8 protein-coding genes and 2 pseudogenes are annotated in these 19720 nt (G+C 57.1%); 4 read left to right on the plus strand and 6 right to left on the minus strand.

What is annotated here, in order from left to right; all coding sequences use genetic code 11:
- Window positions 1–54 precede the first annotated feature (54 nt).
- Window positions 55–2688: a hypothetical protein gene (locus ACXJKO_RS20685; RefSeq protein ID WP_457092968.1), complete on the plus strand. Its 2634-nt coding sequence runs from the start codon at window positions 55–57 to the stop codon at window positions 2686–2688.
- A 188-nt stretch (window positions 2689–2876) separates the two neighbouring features.
- Here ACXJKO_RS20685 and ACXJKO_RS20690 read toward each other — a convergent pair.
- Both ACXJKO_RS20690 and ACXJKO_RS20695 read right to left on the minus strand, forming a co-directional pair.
- Window positions 2877–3584: pseudogene (locus ACXJKO_RS20690) on the minus strand (integrase core domain-containing protein).
- Between the two features lie 79 nt (window positions 3585–3663).
- Window positions 3664–3825 (minus strand): annotated as a pseudogene (locus ACXJKO_RS20695) (IS110 family transposase); the annotation flags it as partial.
- 260 nt (window positions 3826–4085) lie between these two features.
- Between ACXJKO_RS20695 and ACXJKO_RS20700 the strand changes: the two are divergent.
- Window positions 4086–4463, plus strand: coding sequence for a hypothetical protein (locus tag ACXJKO_RS20700; RefSeq protein ID WP_457092969.1), 378 nt, complete (start codon window positions 4086–4088; stop codon window positions 4461–4463).
- Between the two features lie 154 nt (window positions 4464–4617).
- Here ACXJKO_RS20700 and ACXJKO_RS20705 read toward each other — a convergent pair whose 3' ends face one another.
- Window positions 4618–6033 (minus strand): glycosyltransferase family 2 protein, encoded by a 1416-nt coding sequence (locus ACXJKO_RS20705; RefSeq protein ID WP_457092970.1) that lies wholly within the window; start codon window positions 6031–6033, stop codon window positions 4618–4620.
- 507 nt (window positions 6034–6540) lie between these two features.
- Between ACXJKO_RS20705 and ACXJKO_RS20710 the strand changes: the two genes are divergently transcribed.
- Together ACXJKO_RS20710 and ACXJKO_RS20715 are read left to right on the plus strand one after the other, a co-directional pair.
- Window positions 6541–8898: a diguanylate cyclase domain-containing protein gene (locus ACXJKO_RS20710; RefSeq protein ID WP_457092971.1), complete on the plus strand. Its 2358-nt coding sequence runs from the start codon at window positions 6541–6543 to the stop codon at window positions 8896–8898.
- A gap of 480 nt (window positions 8899–9378) precedes the next feature.
- A complete protein-coding gene (locus ACXJKO_RS20715) occupies window positions 9379–9600 on the plus strand; it encodes a YnfU family zinc-binding protein (protein WP_457092975.1) in 222 nt (73 codons plus the stop codon).
- Between the two features lie 68 nt (window positions 9601–9668).
- Here the strand turns inward: ACXJKO_RS20715 and ACXJKO_RS20720 are convergent, their stop codons facing one another.
- The 3 genes from ACXJKO_RS20720 to ACXJKO_RS20730 all read right to left on the minus strand — a co-directional run bounded on the left by ACXJKO_RS20720 (window position 9669) and on the right by ACXJKO_RS20730 (window position 19589).
- Complete coding sequence (locus ACXJKO_RS20720; RefSeq protein ID WP_457092972.1) at window positions 9669–10457, minus strand: bestrophin-like domain; 789 nt, start codon at window positions 10455–10457, stop codon at window positions 9669–9671.
- A gap of 971 nt (window positions 10458–11428) precedes the next feature.
- Window positions 11429–12709: an amidohydrolase family protein gene (locus ACXJKO_RS20725; protein WP_457092973.1), complete on the minus strand. Its 1281-nt coding sequence runs from the start codon at window positions 12707–12709 to the stop codon at window positions 11429–11431.
- Window positions 12710–15956: 3247 nt separating this feature from the next.
- Window positions 15957–19589, minus strand: coding sequence for a tandem-95 repeat protein (locus tag ACXJKO_RS20730; protein WP_457092974.1), 3633 nt, complete (start codon window positions 19587–19589; stop codon window positions 15957–15959).
- Window positions 19590–19720 lie beyond the last annotated feature (131 nt).

Genomic DNA, 19720 nt, shown 5'->3' on the forward strand with positions numbered 1-19720 from the left:
AATGGTGCATTCGTTGCCAACACCAGCCTCACTCTTTCCTCACAGATATATGGAATGAGCATCGCTCTTTCGCCAAAGGGCACCGATGGCGAACAGTTTCTTGTCGTCGGGGATACAGGAAATCCTCCAAGCCAACCGTTCACGATATCGGTCTTCCGCTTCGAGAACGGAGACGTAGTTGGAGACCCGACGGTTTTGACTCCCTATCTGTCTACCAAACCTGAGTATTYTGGGTTCGTTTCAGAATGGGGTCAGAACGTTACTCACACATACCGGGTTTGGACCGATGACTTCAATCATGATGGCAAGACGGATATCCTGGCTGGAAGCTCGATGTGGAACCAGAGCGATCCACGGTTCCCCAGCGTCCTGGAGATGCTTCAGAACAAGGGTGATTTAGGCTTCGAAGACAAAACCGACAGTCTCAATCCGGACTACTCGCGGGCGACCTTCGAGGTCGATTATTCTCTCCAGCAGGTCGACCTCGATGGATCCGGCATCAACTCGTACTTAATGGCTGGGCAGAGCACAGGAGAATCTGTCAATGGCGAGTGGACCTATCTGAATGACCGTCAGTCGAATTACCTGATGCTCAACGACGGGACTGGGCGGCTCCATGTGGCGTTGCATGACGAGTTCCAACCGTTGGGAAACAGTGTCATTCAGTTTCTCTCGGCGAATACGGCTGTAAAGGCGCAACATCTGTACGTTTGGGACAACTTGGAACGCCAAGGATTGCCGCGTTTCATCGCCTATCAGACGAGCAGTGGCGAGGTAAACTACGTCGCAGAAGTCAATGCAGGCTCTTGGTATGCGCAGGGAACGCCGGATCAGTCGTGGAAGACCACCTATATCTATGTGAACATCCCTCTGCACTACAATGTAACGACAAATTACACGAAAAGCATCGTCATTGAGGATCGAAACTCCAGTCGCTTGATGCGGACGTTCGCAGGTGACGACATCATCAAGGACTTAAATGGCTCTGTCGGGGCTAGCATCGATGGAGGATTAGGTCAGGATACAGCTGTCTACAGCGGTTCTAGGGCTTCATACAGCGTAATGCTTCAGGCCGGGAGCGTCTGGAAAGTTGTTTCCCAAGTTGGATCGAATGTTCCAGCAGTCGCGGACGCTCTGAAGAACATCGAAGTTCTCCAGTTTTCTGATGRCAAATTTTCTCTGTTTGGGGGCGGCGGCGGTAATGACGCCATCAATGGAGGAGCAGGCAATGACATCCTGGGAGGCGGCGCGGGCCACGACACCATTGATGGGGGGGGTGGCATCGACACTGCCGTCTATTCCGGTAGCCGCCATGACTATATCATCAAGGAAGGAAACGGCGTCCTCATCGTTGAGGCGTCAGATGGCACCGACATCCTGCGCAATATCAACAAATTACAATTTGCGGACGAGGCTTTCGACGTTGTGATTCCCGGTATGCTGTTCGCAGGAAGCGATAGTTCCGATGCTGTAGAGGGGACGGAAGCAGACGATACTCTGGATGGAGGGTTCGGCAACGACACTCTTAGCGGTTCATACGGTCAAGACTCGATTTTCGGCAGCGATGGTGACGATTGGCTAGACGGAGGCGATGGAAGTGACACACTAACCGGTGGAAATGGCATAGACGTCGCCTCCTACGCTCAGTCACGCACCGCCGTTCAGGTGAGCTTGAAAGCTGGGGTTGCTGGCATTGGCGGCGATGCCGAAGGTGACGTCTTCTACAGCATCGAAATCTTGCGGGGCTCCAGCTTCAACGATGGGCTCACAGGCAACGATGATAATAATGGCATCTACGGCGATGCTGGATCTGACAATATAGATGGTGGCGACGGCAATGACATTCTGGACGGCGGCTTAGGCAATGACGTCCTTTCAGGCAGCTTGGGTAACGACACGCTGCTAGGTGCAGGAGGGAATGACAAGCTGGATGGCGGCTACGGTGACGATACGGCAGTATTTTCCGGCAACAGTACCGACTATACGGTCTCTGAAACGACGGAAGGTTTGCTCGTTACACACCGATCCACCAAGAGCGTGCAAACGATCACGGAGGTGGAGTTCTACCAGTTCACCGATGGCACATTCAACCGTGCCCAGTTATTGGCACCTCCTGAGCCTCCAGTGGTCACTCCATCCATAACAGTCGAAACGACCGTGAGCATTACTCTCCCTGAAGGGTCACTCAACCTTGTTGCAGGAGGCAGCGGCAACATCACGCTGACCGGCAATGCTCTAAACAACAGCATCACGGGTAATAAGGGCAAGAACGCTATCAACGGCGGAGGTGGCGCCGACAAGTTGAACGGTTCGTTGGGGAACGACAGCCTGACTGGTGGTGCGGGCAAGGATGCCTTCGTGTTCTCCACCAAGCTCGGCACGTCGGCAACGGACCGGAAGGTCAACTTCGACACCATCAAGGACTTTTCGGTGAAGGACGACAGCCTTTGGCTGGACAACGCAATCTTTAAGAAGTTGGGTTCGGGTACGCCCACCAAACCGAAGCCCCTTTCAAGCAAGTTCTTTGCTCTTGATAAGGCCAAGGACAAGGACGACTACATCATCTACAACAAGAAGACGGGTGTGCTGTCCTATGACGTGGACGGCTCGGGCGCGAAGGCTGCTATCGAGTTCGCTCAGGTGAAGAAAGGTCTCGGCCTCACCTACAAGGACTTCTACATCATCTGATACGACCTGGAGAACCGATCAGGAGAGCACGACAGTGTTCTCCTGATCCGCGAAAGGAGCCTCCTGGAGGGTGAGTGCCTTGCAAAAAGGCTCTCCTGTCTGAAGGGGCTTTTTGGCGCTGCTCGTATGAGATGGCTCGATTTGTTTGAACAGCGATTTCGGCTGGCTAAGTAGAGCGTCTGCCGGGATTACGCTGCCGCGAGTTGCGGGAGCGGGTTGAAATAAGCCTGATCGGGTGTCCTCCGGTCAAGGCTCGAATGAGGCCTCCAGCCATTGTAGAAGGTCAGATCCTGACCGATCGAAGTGAGGGCCTCTGCGACAGTATCATAGGCCCTCAGAGGCACTTCCTCGTATTTGATGCTGCGCCACAGCCGCTCGACAAACACGTTATCGCGCCAGGCGCCCTTACCGTCCATGCTGATCGCGATGTCATTCTTGAGCAGCACGCTGGTGAAGTCATGGCTGGTGAATTGGCTGCCCTGATCGGTGTTGAAGATCTTAGGAATGCCGTAGCGGGCCAAGGCTTCCTCCAGCGTCTCAATGCAACCTGCCTGGTGAGTGCAGGTCATGTGAGCGATCAATCATCGCTTTGCGCTCGGTAACAGTCCGACCTTGCCGAGCGCGCCTTCCAAAAAATCGTTGACCAGAGTGAGTTCGCCGATCTTGGCGTGCAGGGTCGTCACATCCACCGGCGGCGCGTCAGTTCCCGCCTTGGGCTCGGGCCCGAACACCCCGGCGGCTCCGTCGAGCAACTGCGATTTCCATTGCGTGATCTGGTTCGAGTGAACATCGAACTGCTGGGCCAGCTCCGTGAGGGTCTTCTCGCCCTTTACGGCAGCCAGCGCTTTCTTGGCCTTGAAGGCCGGAGAGTGGTTCCAGCGTGGTCGCTTGCTCATAGCTTCTCCTGTTCGGCAGCCATTCTGGCTGCGGTCAGGCAGAAACTCCACTTATGCCGCTGTCCAAATTCTCCGAGCCAGCTCTGTACGAGCTCATCCGCACCCTCTGAGCGATGCCGCGGGCATCCTTGCGATCCGTTTCGACTGGTATGGCGGAGAGCGCTGCCTTCACGAGGCCGGCATGCAGGCACCGCGACAGAGGATCAGCTTCCAGGCCAACACGGGCGAGCGGCAGGCCCATGATGGCCTCGAGGTTTCGATCTTGACTAGCAGACGCAGCTAATGGACAACAGGCGGTCGGAAGGGGGAAAAAGCTAATGGTATCAGAGCTTGTTAGGGGCGGTGTTCGAGGTTTCCTCTAGAGGCTCACCCATTTAGATTTTTATTCGAATGGCAGAATGCCAGGCCCGACCTGAAGGCGCTCGTCGGAGATCCGGTAACACACGAAAGGTCAGGTCGAGCCAGTTGTAGATTGTTCTTTCGCCCGCCATCGGATCAGTCATGCCTCAGTTCACTTTAGCGGTTTTTCTTTTCTTCATCTGCTTGGAACGGTCTCAAGCCCAATCGGTCGATTGCTATCCACGAATTGGCGCCTACAGCGGCCAGTATGAGGGCCATTGCCCTGGCTCCGACAGTCTATGGATTGCCGTTGAGAACACGATTGGGGCTTATGGGCGCAACTGCAGTGGCGAAACATGGACCTACACTCGTAAAGATCAGACGCTCCAAAAGCGTCAAACGAAAGAAATCGCTCCAATGAACGATTGTGCTGAACTTAGCCCCGCGCAAATCGCGGGATCAGCCAATAACCTAAATTCCGATGAAATCCGCCAGTTTCATGAGCAGCCGCTGCAACTGCAAGGGTTGTCACTTCGATAACCGCATGGACTGTGGCAGATGCAAGCCAGAGGATGGCACCCGCGACGCCAGGGCCGCCCCTGCGCGGCTCCTCATCTCCGGCAACGGCTCTTATGGTTCGATTTCGCCTGCACGCGTACCGGGTCCGTCGCTGGATCCTCACGGCGGAGAGCAGTCACCATTTCATGCGGGCTCCTCTCACCTCGTCTATCGCGGCGATGACCCACGCAAAGTTGACAAGCAGGCTTTGATACAGGTCGATCAGAAGCACGAGAGGGAGCAAAGAGAGCTCCTCATCCTGCTCAAGTACATGGACCGTGGCTGTAAGGATATTCAGCAAACCAACGGCGACACCCCATTCAGCGACCATCCCGAGGGATAGCCCCGATGCAATCCCACCCACAACGGATCCCACCACAACAAAACTTACAATAGGCAGACAATAGATATCGACTGGATAGATCAGCATCATCACAGGATCGAGCAACCCGCCTTTCCTACGCGCCAGCGGCCGTAGGTCTCTCATATAGAGTGTGAATACCTGCCACGTCCCCCGGATCCAGCGATATCTTTGGCTTATGAGTGTCTCAACGCGATCGGGACATTTGGTATAAGCGCAGGCACGGGGTTCATAGACAATGCGTCCGCCGAGAGCGAGAGCAGATAATGAAAGCTGAAAGTCCTCGGCAAAGGTTTCGTCGGAGAGAGGGCCATACACTTTGCCACCTGATACCGGCTGACCGAGGCGGTTCCCTGGCAGTCGTTCGATCTGCTCCAAAATAGAACGTTTATAGAGCCCGATTGGGCCCGGTACGACCGTCACCACTCCAAGGTGGCTTAAAGCCATCCTCATGCCGCCATTGCTCAGAAGGTATTCCAGTGCCTGAAGACGGGTGAGCAGATTTGCTCGGTTTCGAATAGCAACCTGACCTGATACGCCCACCACTCCTGGCTCTTGAAGGCGAGGCACCATGATTGCCAGTGCATCATGGCTCAGGCGCGAGTCTGCATCCACACACAGGATGAGTGCGCCGCTCGACTGCTTAAAGGCATAATTGAGCGCTGACCATTTGCCGCCATTGTCCTTACGGAACACTCGGACCAAGCAGCGTCCATAGTCTCCTGCTAAAGGGCTCGCCTTCGCGAAGGTGTCGTCGGATGAGCCATCGTCAACAACGATGACCTCATAGCGCGGGTATTCGAGCGCGATAAGGGAGTTGATAGCCGATATGATCGTGTCTGACTCGTTCCACGCGGGAACGAGAATGGACACAAAGGGCGGCGAAGAAAGCGACTCTGGTACTTTGCGCCTAATCCTGTCATGGCTGACAAAGGCGATGCCTTGGGTAATACACCAGCGAAGCATCATAAGGCTGCCAATGACGGCCAGAAGAACGCGACCAATCTCTTCAAACCAGCCGGTCGTCGCCGAACCAGCCCACGTGCCAGACGTTTCAAGAAGGCTCCATGGCAGCGCTACCGTGAGTATGACGCCATAGACCAAGGTGATGCACGCGAGCAAGTTGACCAGCGGTCGTGGAACGTCGCGCCGAACCGACCTGAATTCTCCGTGAGCGACTGCCGGTAACATCGAAGGGAACTGCGTGGTTATTGGTCGTGGTTGATTGGCTTGATAAAGAAGATTACCAGTTTATTGATGGGCAAAACCTATCCGTCCGCCTTTCGCCGCGCTGAGGCAGATCGCTCTTCGGATGCGAAAGGATCCATAGGTTACTTCCTTGTGCGATCCAACCTCTTTCTGAAGATCGCCCGCAGAGGCTCACAAAGTAAAAGGGTTGGGTTTATTGATCGGCAGGGTGCCTTTTGCTGTTCGGCGCGTTTATCCGGTTGATCGTATGAAGCTTGTACGCTCCTAACGCTAACGAACGATAGAAATCATTCCAGAATTGGTACAGGTCGGCAGCAAGAAACAGCAGTTTCTTAACTAAAGCACTAATTTTCCCAACGGACTACCCCATTTTGGAGTATTACATTAAACCGGAAGCAACTCGACCGGGGCGCTTGGATCCCCGAGCGCGAGCCTCTGTCGGCCGCGTTCTCTGGTTCGGCGGCACCAATCGGAAGGGATGAATCGCTGATGCTGGCTCTTGAAGGGGGAGATTTCCTTCGTGTAGCCATTTTCGGTGGCATTCTGGGCTTTGCGGTCTTCTTTGCCTCGTACAGTCTCCTGGTGTGGCGGAAGCGGAACAGCCGGAGTCCTCATCCGCCACGCCCTGCACAAAAACTCTGCTTTGCACTCGTGATCCTGGGTGCTGGCAGCGTCATGCTCACGTGGGCGTTTAGAGAAGCTGAACGACGGGAGGGCATTGCAGGCGGCAATAACCTTTTCGTTGTCTACGGTCGTCGTGACAACACAACGCTGCGCTTGATCGCGAACGATATGGTCAAGGCGAACGACATCGTGGCCGAGTTCGTTCCGGCAGCCCGCCAAAGCCAAATAGACGTTCTCGCCTTTCAGGCGGCTCAAGCCCAGGCGAGAAAGGAAGCTGTCGGCGCAAAGCCCCTGCCGATTGATCAGACACTCCTACAGCGGGAAGGGCTCATTCACGCTCGCTTGGGAGAGGAAGAACGTATTCTGCTTGACCTGCAGAAAGCGCAACGAGACATCGACAAGCAGCGTGCTGACCTGCTCACCGACTGGATCCGCGAGCGAGGGATGATTGAGGCTGAGATCGCTTCGGCCGAGACAGTTCTGGCTGCAGCTGAGCGCCAGTTCAAAATCGCTCAAACTGCGGCCGAGCAGGCTTCCGATTATCTCAAGAGGCAGCTCATCACGCTGCCAGCGTTCAACCAGCGACAATCGGCTTTCGTCGATGCCGAACTGCAGGTCAATCGGCAGCAGGTAAGTCTGGCCTCTCTGAAAACACGCCTGAAGACCATGGAGGACCGCTATAAAAGCTCTGACACAGGTTTGGAGAGGCAGCACGCTGAGATCGCGCAAAGAACGCATGTGGTCGCGCCGTCGATCCGTGCTTACCGCGAGCAGTTGGCTGACATCACAAGCCAGCTCACGGCAGACCGCACGCGTGCCCTGGTTGCGGCGGGGCGGGAGGTGGAGGCTGCCGGGCTGGAGACCGACATCGTCGCGGCAGAAGCCAACCGATCGATTGAGGAAATGCGCGTTCGTGCTCCATTCGAGGGCCATGTCGTCTTTCGCCATCCGGCTCCTGAATTGGCCGCGATTGGGGCTCCAGTCTTGGCGCTGTCAGCTGGGCCCGGCTTTGTGGCACGGATCGCCTTGCCGCAGGCTGAAATCGATGATCTGGCTGCCGATCAGGGCTCAGTCTCGCTCACTGTCCGTGACGCGATCCTGCCTAACGTGATCACCGCACACTTCGTCCGGGCCGAGCCGCTACCGGATCAAAAGGGGCGAGGCATCGCCCTCTTCGACTGTACGTTACCTGCAGATGTCGTCAGTAGCCTGGGTACAACATCGGAGCCGATCAAGGTTGAATTGCTCTGGCGGCCAAATCTCCTTCAAACAGCAGGATTTCAGCTCGGGCTCACTGCAGCCGGCTTCGGCATTCTTGGCCTTGCTCTGAGCAGAAGCAAGAACGCTGGCGCTGGGCCAGTGCGGTCCGTAGACATCTCTCCGCTCGATGAAACACCGTCTCACGACAGCGCAACTGGACCCGACCTATCTATTTTGGCCGCGCAGTTCCATCAGGAACTTCGGCTTGGGCAACTTGAAGAGACCCGAATTGGTGAACTGGAGCAGGCTATTGCACTTTACGGCGACCCTGCGCTCTTTGCTCTCGCCCGCGAACTCCGGTTCGACCGGTCTCTTGAAGCTGCCGTCGGGCGTTGGGCAGAGGGTAAGGATAGTTCGCTCGTAGAACGCCTGGTGGCTATCGTCGAGCAATTGTTCACGAGCCCGATCACCGTTGAGCGGGAGCAAAAAGACCCTGAAAGCGATGAGCCTTTGGCGAGCCAATCGGCCGGTCACTCTCGCGTCGTTTCCCATGGCGCTTTGGATCCGGTCACAGGTCTGCTCAATCGCAACGTGTTCCTGAGCATCGCCGACTCTGAAGTGCAACGATCGGCGAAGCTCGAAAATCCGCTCGCGCTGCTTATGATTAAGGTGCTGCAAGCGCCCGACGCTCCGAATGAGCGAGGCGTCCGAACAGCCGAATTGTTGGCCCTGGCCGAGCTATGCCGAGGCTTGCGGGACCGAGACATTGCATCGCGTTGGTCAGACGACCGACTCACGGTTCTGCTTCGCAACACGGATTGGACCGGCGCTCAGGTCGTCGCCCGACGCTTGCACATTGCGGCGGAGCAAATTCGTCCGCCGCACTTGTCTCGCCCAGGCTTGGCGGTCCAGATTGGCGTGGCTCAGATACTTCCCGGTGAAACCAGTATTTATCCGGCACTGACCAGAGCAGAGCATGCGACCAATAAGATAGAAATGGCAGCCGATCGTGCTGCCGTTTAAAGGGGATTGGCGTATCGCTGGCAAATCCGGGACAGTCGGATTAGTTCGGGCACCTCTCGTGGTAGCGCAGAGGCAAAAGGAGGCCGAGGCGGAACTTGAAAGCTCAAGAGCCCTGAACGCAGCCAAGAAACCGGGTTCCACCGATGCCCGGAAGACTGCAGAGCTGAAACGATCCCTCTAGAACCAACAATGATCCATCTCCACTTTCCCTGCGCGCGATGCGGTTTCAAGGATGCCGTTGTCCCCTTGAAGGCCGATAATGGTTCAACCGTCACATGTGGCGGTTGCGGGCATCGGCATGGAAACCTTCAGGAGGTTCGTCAGCGCATGCTCACCATGGCGCGCGAGGAGGCCGCGAGCAAAGCAAAGCAGATCTTTCGGAACAGGCCGACCTCACAAAACAGTTCACGCCGGTCGCCTTTGGCCGAACCTGAGGAGTGAGCCGCTCCTTTAAGAGTACCGGCCAATGACACGAATTTGTTGCAGAAGCCGTGCTTCACGAGCCCTCGCAAGGGGTTAATCATGTTTGACAATGCAAAACTTGAACTGCCCTGCCCGACCTGCAGCCATCAGACTGAGAAGTCGATCGCTCGGATTAAAATGCACGACMGGCTCGCTTGCGAGGAGTGCGGCAGCCTTCATAACCTCGTCCGTGACGAGCTGATCGAGGGCATCGCCGGACTAGAGCAGTGGCGGTTCTGACGGAGTCGGAGGCTATGCCTAGCTCAAGGGCTCCCAAGACCCGAGCGGGCTCGACTTGGACAGTTGCACTACGGTGGAGACAGCCTCGCAGCCCTCACCAGCGAAGCCGGTGAGACGCTCGTTTCTCCTCTGAACGGTGAATCCATCACCAGGATCAAAGCAATAACCAACCCGATTGCCCCCATGTGGAAGGTGAGCAGCGTCATTCCGAAGGCGTCCAGTTTATGGCGTCCGTTCATGATCATTGCGCCGACGATGAAGACGGCCATCACCCACCAGAACACCGGAGGCACACTCTTTGTGGCGAACTCGAGTCGGCTCTGGCGCAGATCTTCCAGCTTATCCAGGTAAGCTCGTAAGGCGTTGGCGGCTGCGGGATTGTCCGCTGCCACCTTGTTGACCTGCGCGACAAGCGACGCTAAGGCACGATCTGTTTCCTCTGCAAGCGAGGGATTATGCCGGGCGAGCATCTCCCACTCTGCGGAGACCGCCGACCTGACATAGTCCTTAACGCGCTCACCCGCGATTGACGCATCCTCGGTCCCCAAAGTCTGGAGGTCTCGAACAAGCCGTGCGATGACCGAAGCTTCCCGAAGCTCCGTATCATCAGCCTTCCCGAGATTGGAGCGGACTTCCGTCAGCACCAGAGCAAGAACGAAAACGGAGAACGCCAGAAGGCTTCCATGGACCACGTCGGCCAGTTTGCTGTGGCTCTCGAACGCCTCGTCGTGGGGTGAAAAGAGAAGCCGCCGCGAGATCAGGGCGAGAACAAGGGCGAGAACGGCGGTGCTGACCACTCCCCCGGCGAGAATGACCGCATCGCTGCTATTAGCGATCAACTTGTAGAGCCACTCCATGATCTCCGCCGCCTCCACAATCAGTAGGGGATGGTGCCCTCATCGCGCCTCGGTAACTTCACCCGAATGAGTGGCACCTCATGCTCGCCGCCGAGGAAGACTAGCTCAAGAGCCCGGCCATTCGTGCCAGCTATGTTGATGGTGTCCGACGGGCGGATCGAGCCGTCGTCACGGTACTCGCTTCTCACTAACTGTAGCGGCGTGTGCTGGAAGCGGGTCTTCATACCGCGACTATGCCAGCCCACCACACTCCGTTCAACGGTATAACTGACGGGGTGCGAGATCTGTGACGGCTTCGAGCCGCAGGAGTAGTGCCGCAGCGACTTCAACGCCGCTGGTTATGAATTCGTGTGAACGTCCGATGCTCCAGGGCAATCGATGGATGATCCCCGCTTGAGTCTCGCTCTTCGCGACACTGACCTGCTGTAGGCCTTCAGGCATCCATTATATAGCCACGGTTGGTTGGCGTAATCGCCCCGCGCTCGTGCCCCCACAGGAGCGCGGGACGCCCCAGCTGAGGTTCCTTGAACCCAATTCCTCAGCCGGGGCGTTTTCAATTCGAGAGGTTGACGACCCCGCTGACAGACCTCGTTCATCGGTCGCGGATCGTCCCCTGACCGGATGCGCCCGGCCTGAGGATTGAAGGCTGACTCAGTCGGGCCGCTTATTCCCGGCCTTAGGTAGCAAGAACCACCAGATCTGATCCGGTTTGTCCGGTAGCTTCCCGCTCCACTTTTCTTGATGTGGGAGCGACGTGAGAGTTGACGAGGAACTGAAGCGGAAGCGCGCTGAGCTGCACCTTGAGGCCTGGGTGGACTGTACCTGCGGTTGCCGAACGGCATGACGTGGTAGCCAGCGACCCCGCCTTGCCGCTGTTCGTGACGCACGTCTCGGCGCCCTCCATGCATGGATAGGTGTCGGGGACCGGAACTCCCTGACACCTATCCGCCTCGATCGACTGACTTTTACTGTCACTTGCTGCTGGCGATGATTCTCTCCAGCTTCTCGTGCATATCCTTTCCTGCCTGGGCAGCGGCACCTGCAACTTCCGCTATGTCCAGCCTCTTGTGCTTGCCCTGTCTCAATACCAACTCGCCATTGACGATGACAGTGTCCACGTTGCGCGGGCTTCCCGAGTATACGAGGGAATAATACGGGTCGATGACGGGAGCGATATTGATGTCGTTCTTTCGGATCAAAATGATGTCCGCCTGCTTCCCGGGAGTGAGCGACCCGATCTCGGCGTCAAGCCCTAGGGCTCTTGCACCTCCCATCGTGGCGATTTCAACGATCCTCTTCGGCTCCAGTGTCCGATCCACATCGGATCGCTGTTTATGGGACCATTGCAGCGCCCGCATCACCGTGAAGAAGTCTGCGGTGGCCATGGCGCTCGAGGCATCGACGGAAAGACTGAGGCTAGCTCCCAGCTTTTCCAGTTCCGCGAACTGGATGTATCCGTTGCGCACGGTCGAATAGGGAATCTCGATAGCAGGAGACATCGAGAACTGAACATTCTTCCCAACCATGGCTTCGCGCTCTTCGGCGGTGAAACCCTGGGTGTGGATCATCAGGATGTCCGGACCGAGCAGTCCGTTCCTGTTCATCATCCCGACGAGGCCGTGGGCGGTGTTCCCGTAATGGAATGAGATCGGCAAACCGAGATTTCGGACGAACCGCACATCGTCAATGAAGTCCTTGTCATCGCCGCCGCTCTTCAGGACCTCCAGAGCTGGCGTATCGAGGTTGACGCCAATCTTCACGAGCGGGTTCGCCGATCCCCACCGCTTGTTCACCTCTTCGAGCCCGGCCCGATTGAGCCTCTGCTCTCGCCCGGGAGGGCCATACGAGAACCGCGTGCGGACCCCGACATCGAGCGACGCACGGATCTCGGCCTCGGCATGGGCAACGGACCGGGTGTTGTGCGAAAAGTTGTTGACGCAGGTCGTTCCCGAAAGAAGGGCCTCCATCAGGCCGAACCTGACGGAGTTGAACGCATCGTCGGGGGTGCAGAGCGGGGCGGCTCTGTTTGTTGTCGGGAAATAACCCCTGATCCGATCATCACCGCGGACCGAGCCACGCAAGAACGCGTTCCAGAGGTGCGAATGCCCATCGATGAAACCCGGCATCACGATCATGTCGCCGGCCTCGACGACTTCCGCTCCGGGTGCCTCCAGGCGTTCTCCGACCTGGACGATCCGGCCGTTCCTGATATGAACGTCGCCCGCGGTGAGGTCTCCGATACTTTTGTCCATCGAGAGGACATGCCCCCCGCGAATGATCAACTCTCCCCCTGTCGCAGTTACGGAAGGCCCAGCGCTCTGTGCGTCTGCGGTCCCGGGGCTGAGGGTCATGGCTCCTGCACTGGCCGCGGCAAAGGCTGCGGTGCTGCGAAGAAAGCCACGGCGGTGCATCCCCTTGTGGGCGGGACTGGAGTCTTCCGTCGGGCGGCCTGTATCGCTCATAAGTTGAATCCCCTCGGCTTGTTTATGCTTCGCCTGTCGGAAGCGCAAATACTTTAAGCTTAAAGCTTCCGGCGTCAATCGACGCGGGCGCACTCCTAAGGGCGACCGACTCAACCACCGGATCGTTCGGACGATCGATTGACCCATGCCGCTCCACATGGCTCTAGGGCGGGAACGGCCGATCTGAACGAATGGGAGCCGCACATACAGATGCCGAGGATTGCGACGCTGCTGCGGATCTTCACAGGCGCGCGGTTTTACAATGGACCAATCGAGATGGAGGCTGGAGGTGAAAGATTCACCCTACCAGCCACTTACTGGCGTTTGGTGGTCATCGCTACCGAAAGCCGCTTATTCCCCAGCGATGGGCTGCCTATCTGACCAGTCCTGAGATCCGCATGGTGCAGAAAAGCCTCAGTGCGGGTTGGAGTCGTTCGGCTGATTGGATGGGGCTTGATCAACTGATTGGCGTCTGCGTGTATACCGCCGCCTCTTGAGCGATTGCGTCCCCGATGCTGTCTTTGTGTGTGTCCGTGGCAATACCCGTCATCACTGCCAGTTTAGCGGTGGCCTTTATCTATTGCGTCGACAGGACCGCGCCACGGGCTCGAAGGATCAGTCGGAAGCAGTAGCTCGGCGCGTCTACGAATTCTTTACTGCGTCAGGTCAGGATCGCTGAACCGGGCGCGTTGTGTATCAGCCCGTAGAGAATGCGATGTTTACCCGGCATCGCATAACGCCCTGGCTGAGAGCCCGCCCCGGTTTATCGGCTAGGGTGTTTTCATTTTCGGGCTACTTCACAAGCTAAGGGCGTATCGCCGGATTGGAACATGCTGAGGTCGGCAGATCCGCTTAGCTTTAGGTCGTGGCCGACTTTGCCCCTACGGTGGCCACGGCGCCCTGGCTGAGCGTGTGCTGGTAAAACTCGGCTGGGGCGTTCTCATTTTAACCAACAATTAACAGTCTCGTTGACGGACAGTCAGTGCCGGAGGATGCTTTCCCTTGAGGAGACACTTCTTCCGCCCTGACTGAGAGCCCCGCCCGGTTTCTTGGTTGGGGCGTTTTCTTATCTGCCCAAAGAAAAACCCCGCCAGAAGACGGGGCTGCGCACGAGACGCCAAAGTCAGCACCGGAAGCGGGGGCTACATCGGTGCAGGACTTCATTTGATGTCCTTGCCGCCTTTATATGGCTAAGCTTTGATTCTGCACTTAGGCCAAATGGCCTATCCTCTCCCGCCCGATCCTTTTCCAGAGCCGATAATGGGAGAAACATAAGGAGAGTCTGATGGAAAAAGCCGCGCCGAAAAGCGGCTGGGATTTCTTACGATGTCACGACAGACTGACATCACTGTGCGCCTTGTGTATCAGCCCGTAGAGATGCGGTGTTCGACCGGCATCGCAGAGCGCCCTGGCTCAGAGCTCTACCCTCTTGGCTGGGGCGTTTGACTTTTAGGCTGGCACTTGGCATCGAGTGAGAGCCATTAGCCCCCAAGCATTGGCGAACGCCTCGGCTGAGTACTCTCCAGGTCCTCGGCCGGGGCGCTTTCATTTATGAGCTAATCCGTAAGCCGAGTGCGTATGTCTGTCTGAGACGTTGTGAGACAGCCGAGACAGAGTACCCTTCGTCTCGTGGCTTGCACTCCCATGGTAGCCACATGCGCCTTGGTCGAGCCAGCCAGATCCCGCTCGGTCAGGGCGCTCCCATTTTAAGCATCGAGCAACAGTCTCATTGACGGTCAATCGGCACTCGGCAATACGCGCGCCGTGCGGAGCTGGTGACAGCTTGCACGTGCGCTGGCTGATGTTTGGAAGAGGCATCGGCCGGGGCGTATTCGTTCGCAGACCGACGATGCGCCATTCAGCCTAAGGCATTTGCCGGACTTTCTCTTCCGAGCAGGATCGTATTGACTGTCCGCGTTGAGAGCACGCGACATTACTGAAGCGATTGACAGAGTGAATTCATTATTGTTTGGGGCAAGCCCGACTTCTTGAGCTAAGGGATCATGGCTCATCCATACCAACAGGCCATGATCCCGAGGCTGCTTTCAACCCACTCAACGCATACAAATTCTTTACTGTGTCAGGTTCAGGATCGCTTGACCGGGCGCGTTGCGGATCAGCCCGTAGAGTTGCGGAGGTCGTTCCTTTCCTCCGCTTGCGCCCTGGCCGAGGCCCGAAGCTCCTCGGCTGGGGCGTTTTCCTTTCCAACACTTGTCATGTTTCGCGTCGAGCAGACGCGACGTGCCGCAGGGGCAATCATGGCATGGCGCCCTGCCTGAGTTTTCCGCAAGAGCCTCAGCTGGGCGTATTCAATCCAAGCAAAGAAAAACCCAACATAGATGGTGGGGCCGCGGGACGCGGTAAGGTAGCGCTCAGGGGGCCCAGAGCGCTCCTGCACACTATGCATACGTCTAAGGTTGTCATACTGCCCAAAGGGGGAGGTCGAGGCCTTTCTGGGTTACAGCGGATGCGACTGTCGGGTTGGCGGTAAGACTTGGCAGACTTCCGAGCCTCCTTGCGCGTCTCCCTAGCAGCCTGCTGGAGCTTCCACACTGCGTCTTGCTGGCGCTTATATGCCTTTGTTGCTTGATCAGAGGCGAAGTGTGCCTTCAGACATTCCCAATGGAAGCATTGGCCATCACCACTGCCAGTCTCGGAGAAGCGACATGGGAGACGTCTCTCACGGTCATCAAGATCGCGATTTCACCGCCCGCGCATAAGTCTCATTAGTGGCGGATACGCGCAACTCTCCGCGGGACGCGACCAGTTGAGCACCTCCCGAAAGGTGGCAAAGTGATCAACCTGTGCGACTCGTGATAGGGCTTCTGGCAGATTCTGTGTTGCAATGGGATGCTTGTGCCGGTGCATCTATTCGCATCCATAGATCCTACTCCCGCCTGGAAGACTTGATCGGGCCGCATTGCAATCATCAAGGTTGCAGCGGAGTCCCAATGGCGGTGCAAGCGCAGCAGGTTGGCAGATGAACTACTGTGGCAACGCGTACGGAGCCAAGCACACTTAGCTCCGCAGCTTCCATCTAGATAATGAAGAAGTCTTTTTCGGTGACCTTGAGGCTCTTCTTGAGGACGGCGAACTCGACGGCAATACCCTTGCCAGAGGCATCGACATCATAGGACAGAACGCCCGTCCTGCTGTTGTAGATCAGGTAGTCGTTTGTGTCCTTGGCTTTGTCGCCGATGGTGAAGAATGCCTTGGCCAACTGCTTGGGCTTGGCAGGCGTGCCCGTGCCTAGCTTCTTGAAGATAGCATTATCGAGTTGGATCGAATCGTCGGTCACATTGAAGTCAGTGATCTGGTCGAAGTTGACCATGCGGTCCGTTCTGGAGGTGCCGAGCTTGGTATTGAACACGAACGTGTCCTTGCCAGCCCCCCCGGTCAGGACGTCATTGCCCAACCCGCCGGACAGCTTATCGCGGCCAGTGCCGCCAACGATGTGGTCGCGTCCCGCAGTGCCGGGACTGGTCTCGTTCAGGACGTCGGCGACGGAAACCCAAAGACTCTGCACCAGGCTGGCGCCGCCGCCGTCGGTGACACGCACTATGACCTGATGGCTCTTGGCCTGCTCGTGGTCGAGCAGGGTGCCATTGGCCACCACAAGCTGATCGTGTTCAATGCGGAAGCGACCGCCCGCATCATCCATCAGGCTGAAGGTAAAGGTCTCGCGCGCATCCGCGTCAGTAGCGAGGAGGGTTCCAACGGCAGTCCCCATGCTGCTGTTCTCAGCAACCATCCCGTGGCGAAGGAATATGCCTAAGGGCGCCTCATTGATATCCGCAAGGAAGATCGTGAAGGCCCGATCGAGAGTCGCTCCGGACTGGTCGGCTACGCGAACGAGTACTTGATGACTTGAAGCCTGCTCATAATCCAGCAGCGATCCATTCGCGACAAGCATCCGGTCGCCCTGGAGCGAAAAGCGCCCTCCTGCATCGTCGAGAAGAGTATAGCTGAGCGTATCGCCCAGTTCCGGATCGAGGCCTAGGAGGCTGCCAACCACCGTTCCACTGCTGCTGTTTTCGTGCACCGTCGAAGTCAACAGGTGGAGCCCGCTGGGTGGATCGTTCACGGGGGTGACCGTGAGGTTAAAAGTATCCGCCACCGAAAACTCGCCATCCGTCGCGGTAATCTTGAGACCTAATAGACCATTGAAGTTCAGAGGCGGTATTCCAGACAGCGTCTGGGTGGTGGGGTCAAAGGTGAGCCAAGCGGGCAGGGCTGAACCGTCAGCCAGGGTTGCCGTAAAAGTCAGATCGCTGTCGATGTCCGTGAAGGTATCGGCAGGGACCTGGAACGACCAGTGGCCATCCTCTGCCACAAGCTGGTCGCGGACCGTACTTGCGACAACCGGAGCATCATTCACAGGGGTCACAGTCAGCGTGAACAACTGGGATGCGGTGAGCGTTCCGTCACCGGCTGTGACCTTGAGATCGAGCGTTCCATTGAAGTGTGGTGGAGTGCCCCAGAACGACTGCGTTGCAGGATGGAAGTGCAGCCACAGGGGCAGAGCCGTGCCATCAGTCAATGTGGCCGAATAAACAAGACTGCTGTCGATGTCGACGAAAGTTCCTGAAGGGAGTTGGAACGACCAAAAGGCGTCTTCAGCCACACTTTGAGCGGCAATGCTGAGAACCGCTGTTGGCGCATCATTGACGGGTTTGATTGTGACACTCACCGCCTGCTCGGACAGGCCCCCGTGGCCGTCGGATACCAAGATCGTGAAGCTGTCTGGGCCGCTGGCGTTTTGGTTGGGTGTGTAGGTGAAGGTGTCATCGGCAAAGGAAACCGTTCCCTTCCGAGGCGCCGTTCCGCTCTTAACTGCGTAGCTCAGCCTGTCCCCATCCGGGTCGAAGTCTCCAGTAGCGACGAACGACAACGCCACATCCTCAACCGTCGTTAGGGTTAGCGTGCTGACCACGGGCGCATCGTTAACGGGAGTGACTGTAACGACAACCTGCCCCTCATCCGACAGAATGCCATCCGTGACTGTATAGGTAATGATTACATCGCCAACAAAGTCCTTTGCTCCTGTGAAGAGAACACGGCTGCCACCATAATAATCGTATTGGACTATTCCGATAAACCCCTGACCCTGATCTAGCTTGACGTCACTGATATACTTCTTTGGGCCATCCCCATCCACGTCGTTGGCAAGCACGTCGATTTCGATTTGGCCTTCTTCGGCAGCGGTCGCTTCGTCGTCCGTTGCGACCGGGGCGTCGTTCACTGCGTTGACTTTGATCCCAAAATGGACGGGAGCGCTTTCGGCTCCCGACGAGTCCACAATTTTGTACTCGAAGCCGACAGATCCGCTGAATTCTCTGGACGGGGTATACGTAAAGGTCCCGTTCGGGTTCAGGGCGAGCCCTGCTAGCGGCGTGACTAGCTCATACGTGAGGGCATCTCCGTCGGGATCGGACCCCACCGGCAAGCTGCCGGTGAGGATGGTGTCCTCCTCGCCGAGGACAAAATTGCCGTCTGCTGCTGGTATCGGCGCATCGCCAACCGGCGTGACAATGACGGAAACCACCTGTTCCGAGATCTCAACCCCGTCAGAGACGAGGATCGTAAAGCTGTCCTGACCATGAGCATTCGCAGCCGGTGTATAGCGAAAGGTGCCGTCGGTCTGGTTGATTGTCACCGAGCCGGATTGAGGGCCTGCCCCGGTTTTGAGTGAGTAGGCTAGGCGGTCTCCGTCCGGATCAGTCGCTCCGATGGCGATTGCGGCGGATGCTGTATCTTCCGATGTCGTGACTGTATTGGTGTAAGCCACAGTTGGCTTGTCGTTGACCGAGGTAACCGTCAGCGTGAAGCGCGCAGCCCCGAACCACCAGTCGTTGGCAATGACGGCAATATCCAGCGAGTCGTTGAAGTTCAGGGGCGGTGTTCCCGAAAAGGATCTTGTGCCTGGATCAAAGGTGAGCCAGCTCGGCAGCGGGTCACCATGAGCGAGTGCCGCTGCCATGAACACCACATCATCGTCAGCGTCCGTGAAGCAATTTGCCGGGATCTGATAGCTCCAGGCTGTATCTTCACGCACACTTTGGTCAGGGATGGCCTCAACCGCGACCGGCCCATCGTCCACGGCTGCGATGTCGACTGTGATAGTCTCTGTTGTAATTGCCAGGCCGTCGGTCACGAACAGCGTGAAGGTTTCCGAGATGTCTGCCTTGAGTGTTTCGATGGCTCGCCCGTCAGGCTGAAAGACATAGCTGCCGGTGGTGGTGTTTAAATACAGGGTGCCATAGTTGCCGACGGCAGCCTGATCGTAGCCAGCCAAGCTGCTCGAAGCTGCTCCCGACTCGATTCCGTAGATCTTTGGGTCAAGTGGATCTAGATCGGAGCTCGACAGCTGGCCATTGGTGGGATGGAATTGATCAGTCCAAACCGTGTCCGTGTAGACTATGCTTGTCACTGACGCACTTAACTCAGGAGCCGTATTCTGGACCGTGATGGCAACTTGGCCGGTGTCCGTTCCGATCCCATCACTGATCGAGATAGTGAGAGTATCATTAGTTACAGCATTGCCGCCACTGTTGTAGGCAAGGCTGCTGAGTGCTGCATTGATATGATCCGCGGTACCCTCCAGAACGAGCTGCCGCGATCTATTCTCTCCGCCGATTAAAAGCCCCAGGTGCTCTCCGGCCAGTGTCAAGGATCCGGATGCAACGGCCAGACTGACGGTAAGGAGCTCAGTGTCGGAGTCAGAAACCCTGAGGGCTCCTTTAAAGACGAAGTCGGCGCCTCGGCGGGCTGCAATCGCTTCGGGAAAAGTATTTTCCGGCA

The organism is Microvirga sp. P5_D2, from assembly GCF_054049475.1.

Excerpts from the sequence above, each read along its gene's own strand:
- ACXJKO_RS20700 (WP_457092969.1), top strand. The coding sequence starts at position 4,086 with ATGCCTCAGTTCACTTTAGCGGTTTTTCTTTTCTTCATCTGCTTGGAA.
- ACXJKO_RS20705 (WP_457092970.1), bottom strand. The coding sequence starts at position 6,033 with ATGTTACCGGCAGTCGCTCACGGAGAATTCAGGTCGGTTCGGCGCGAC.
- ACXJKO_RS20710 (WP_457092971.1), top strand. The coding sequence starts at position 6,541 with ATGCTGGCTCTTGAAGGGGGAGATTTCCTTCGTGTAGCCATTTTCGGT.
- ACXJKO_RS20720 (WP_457092972.1), bottom strand. The coding sequence starts at position 10,457 with ATGGAGTGGCTCTACAAGTTGATCGCTAATAGCAGCGATGCGGTCATT.
- ACXJKO_RS20725 (WP_457092973.1), bottom strand. The coding sequence starts at position 12,709 with ATGGACAAAAGTATCGGAGACCTCACCGCGGGCGACGTTCATATCAGG.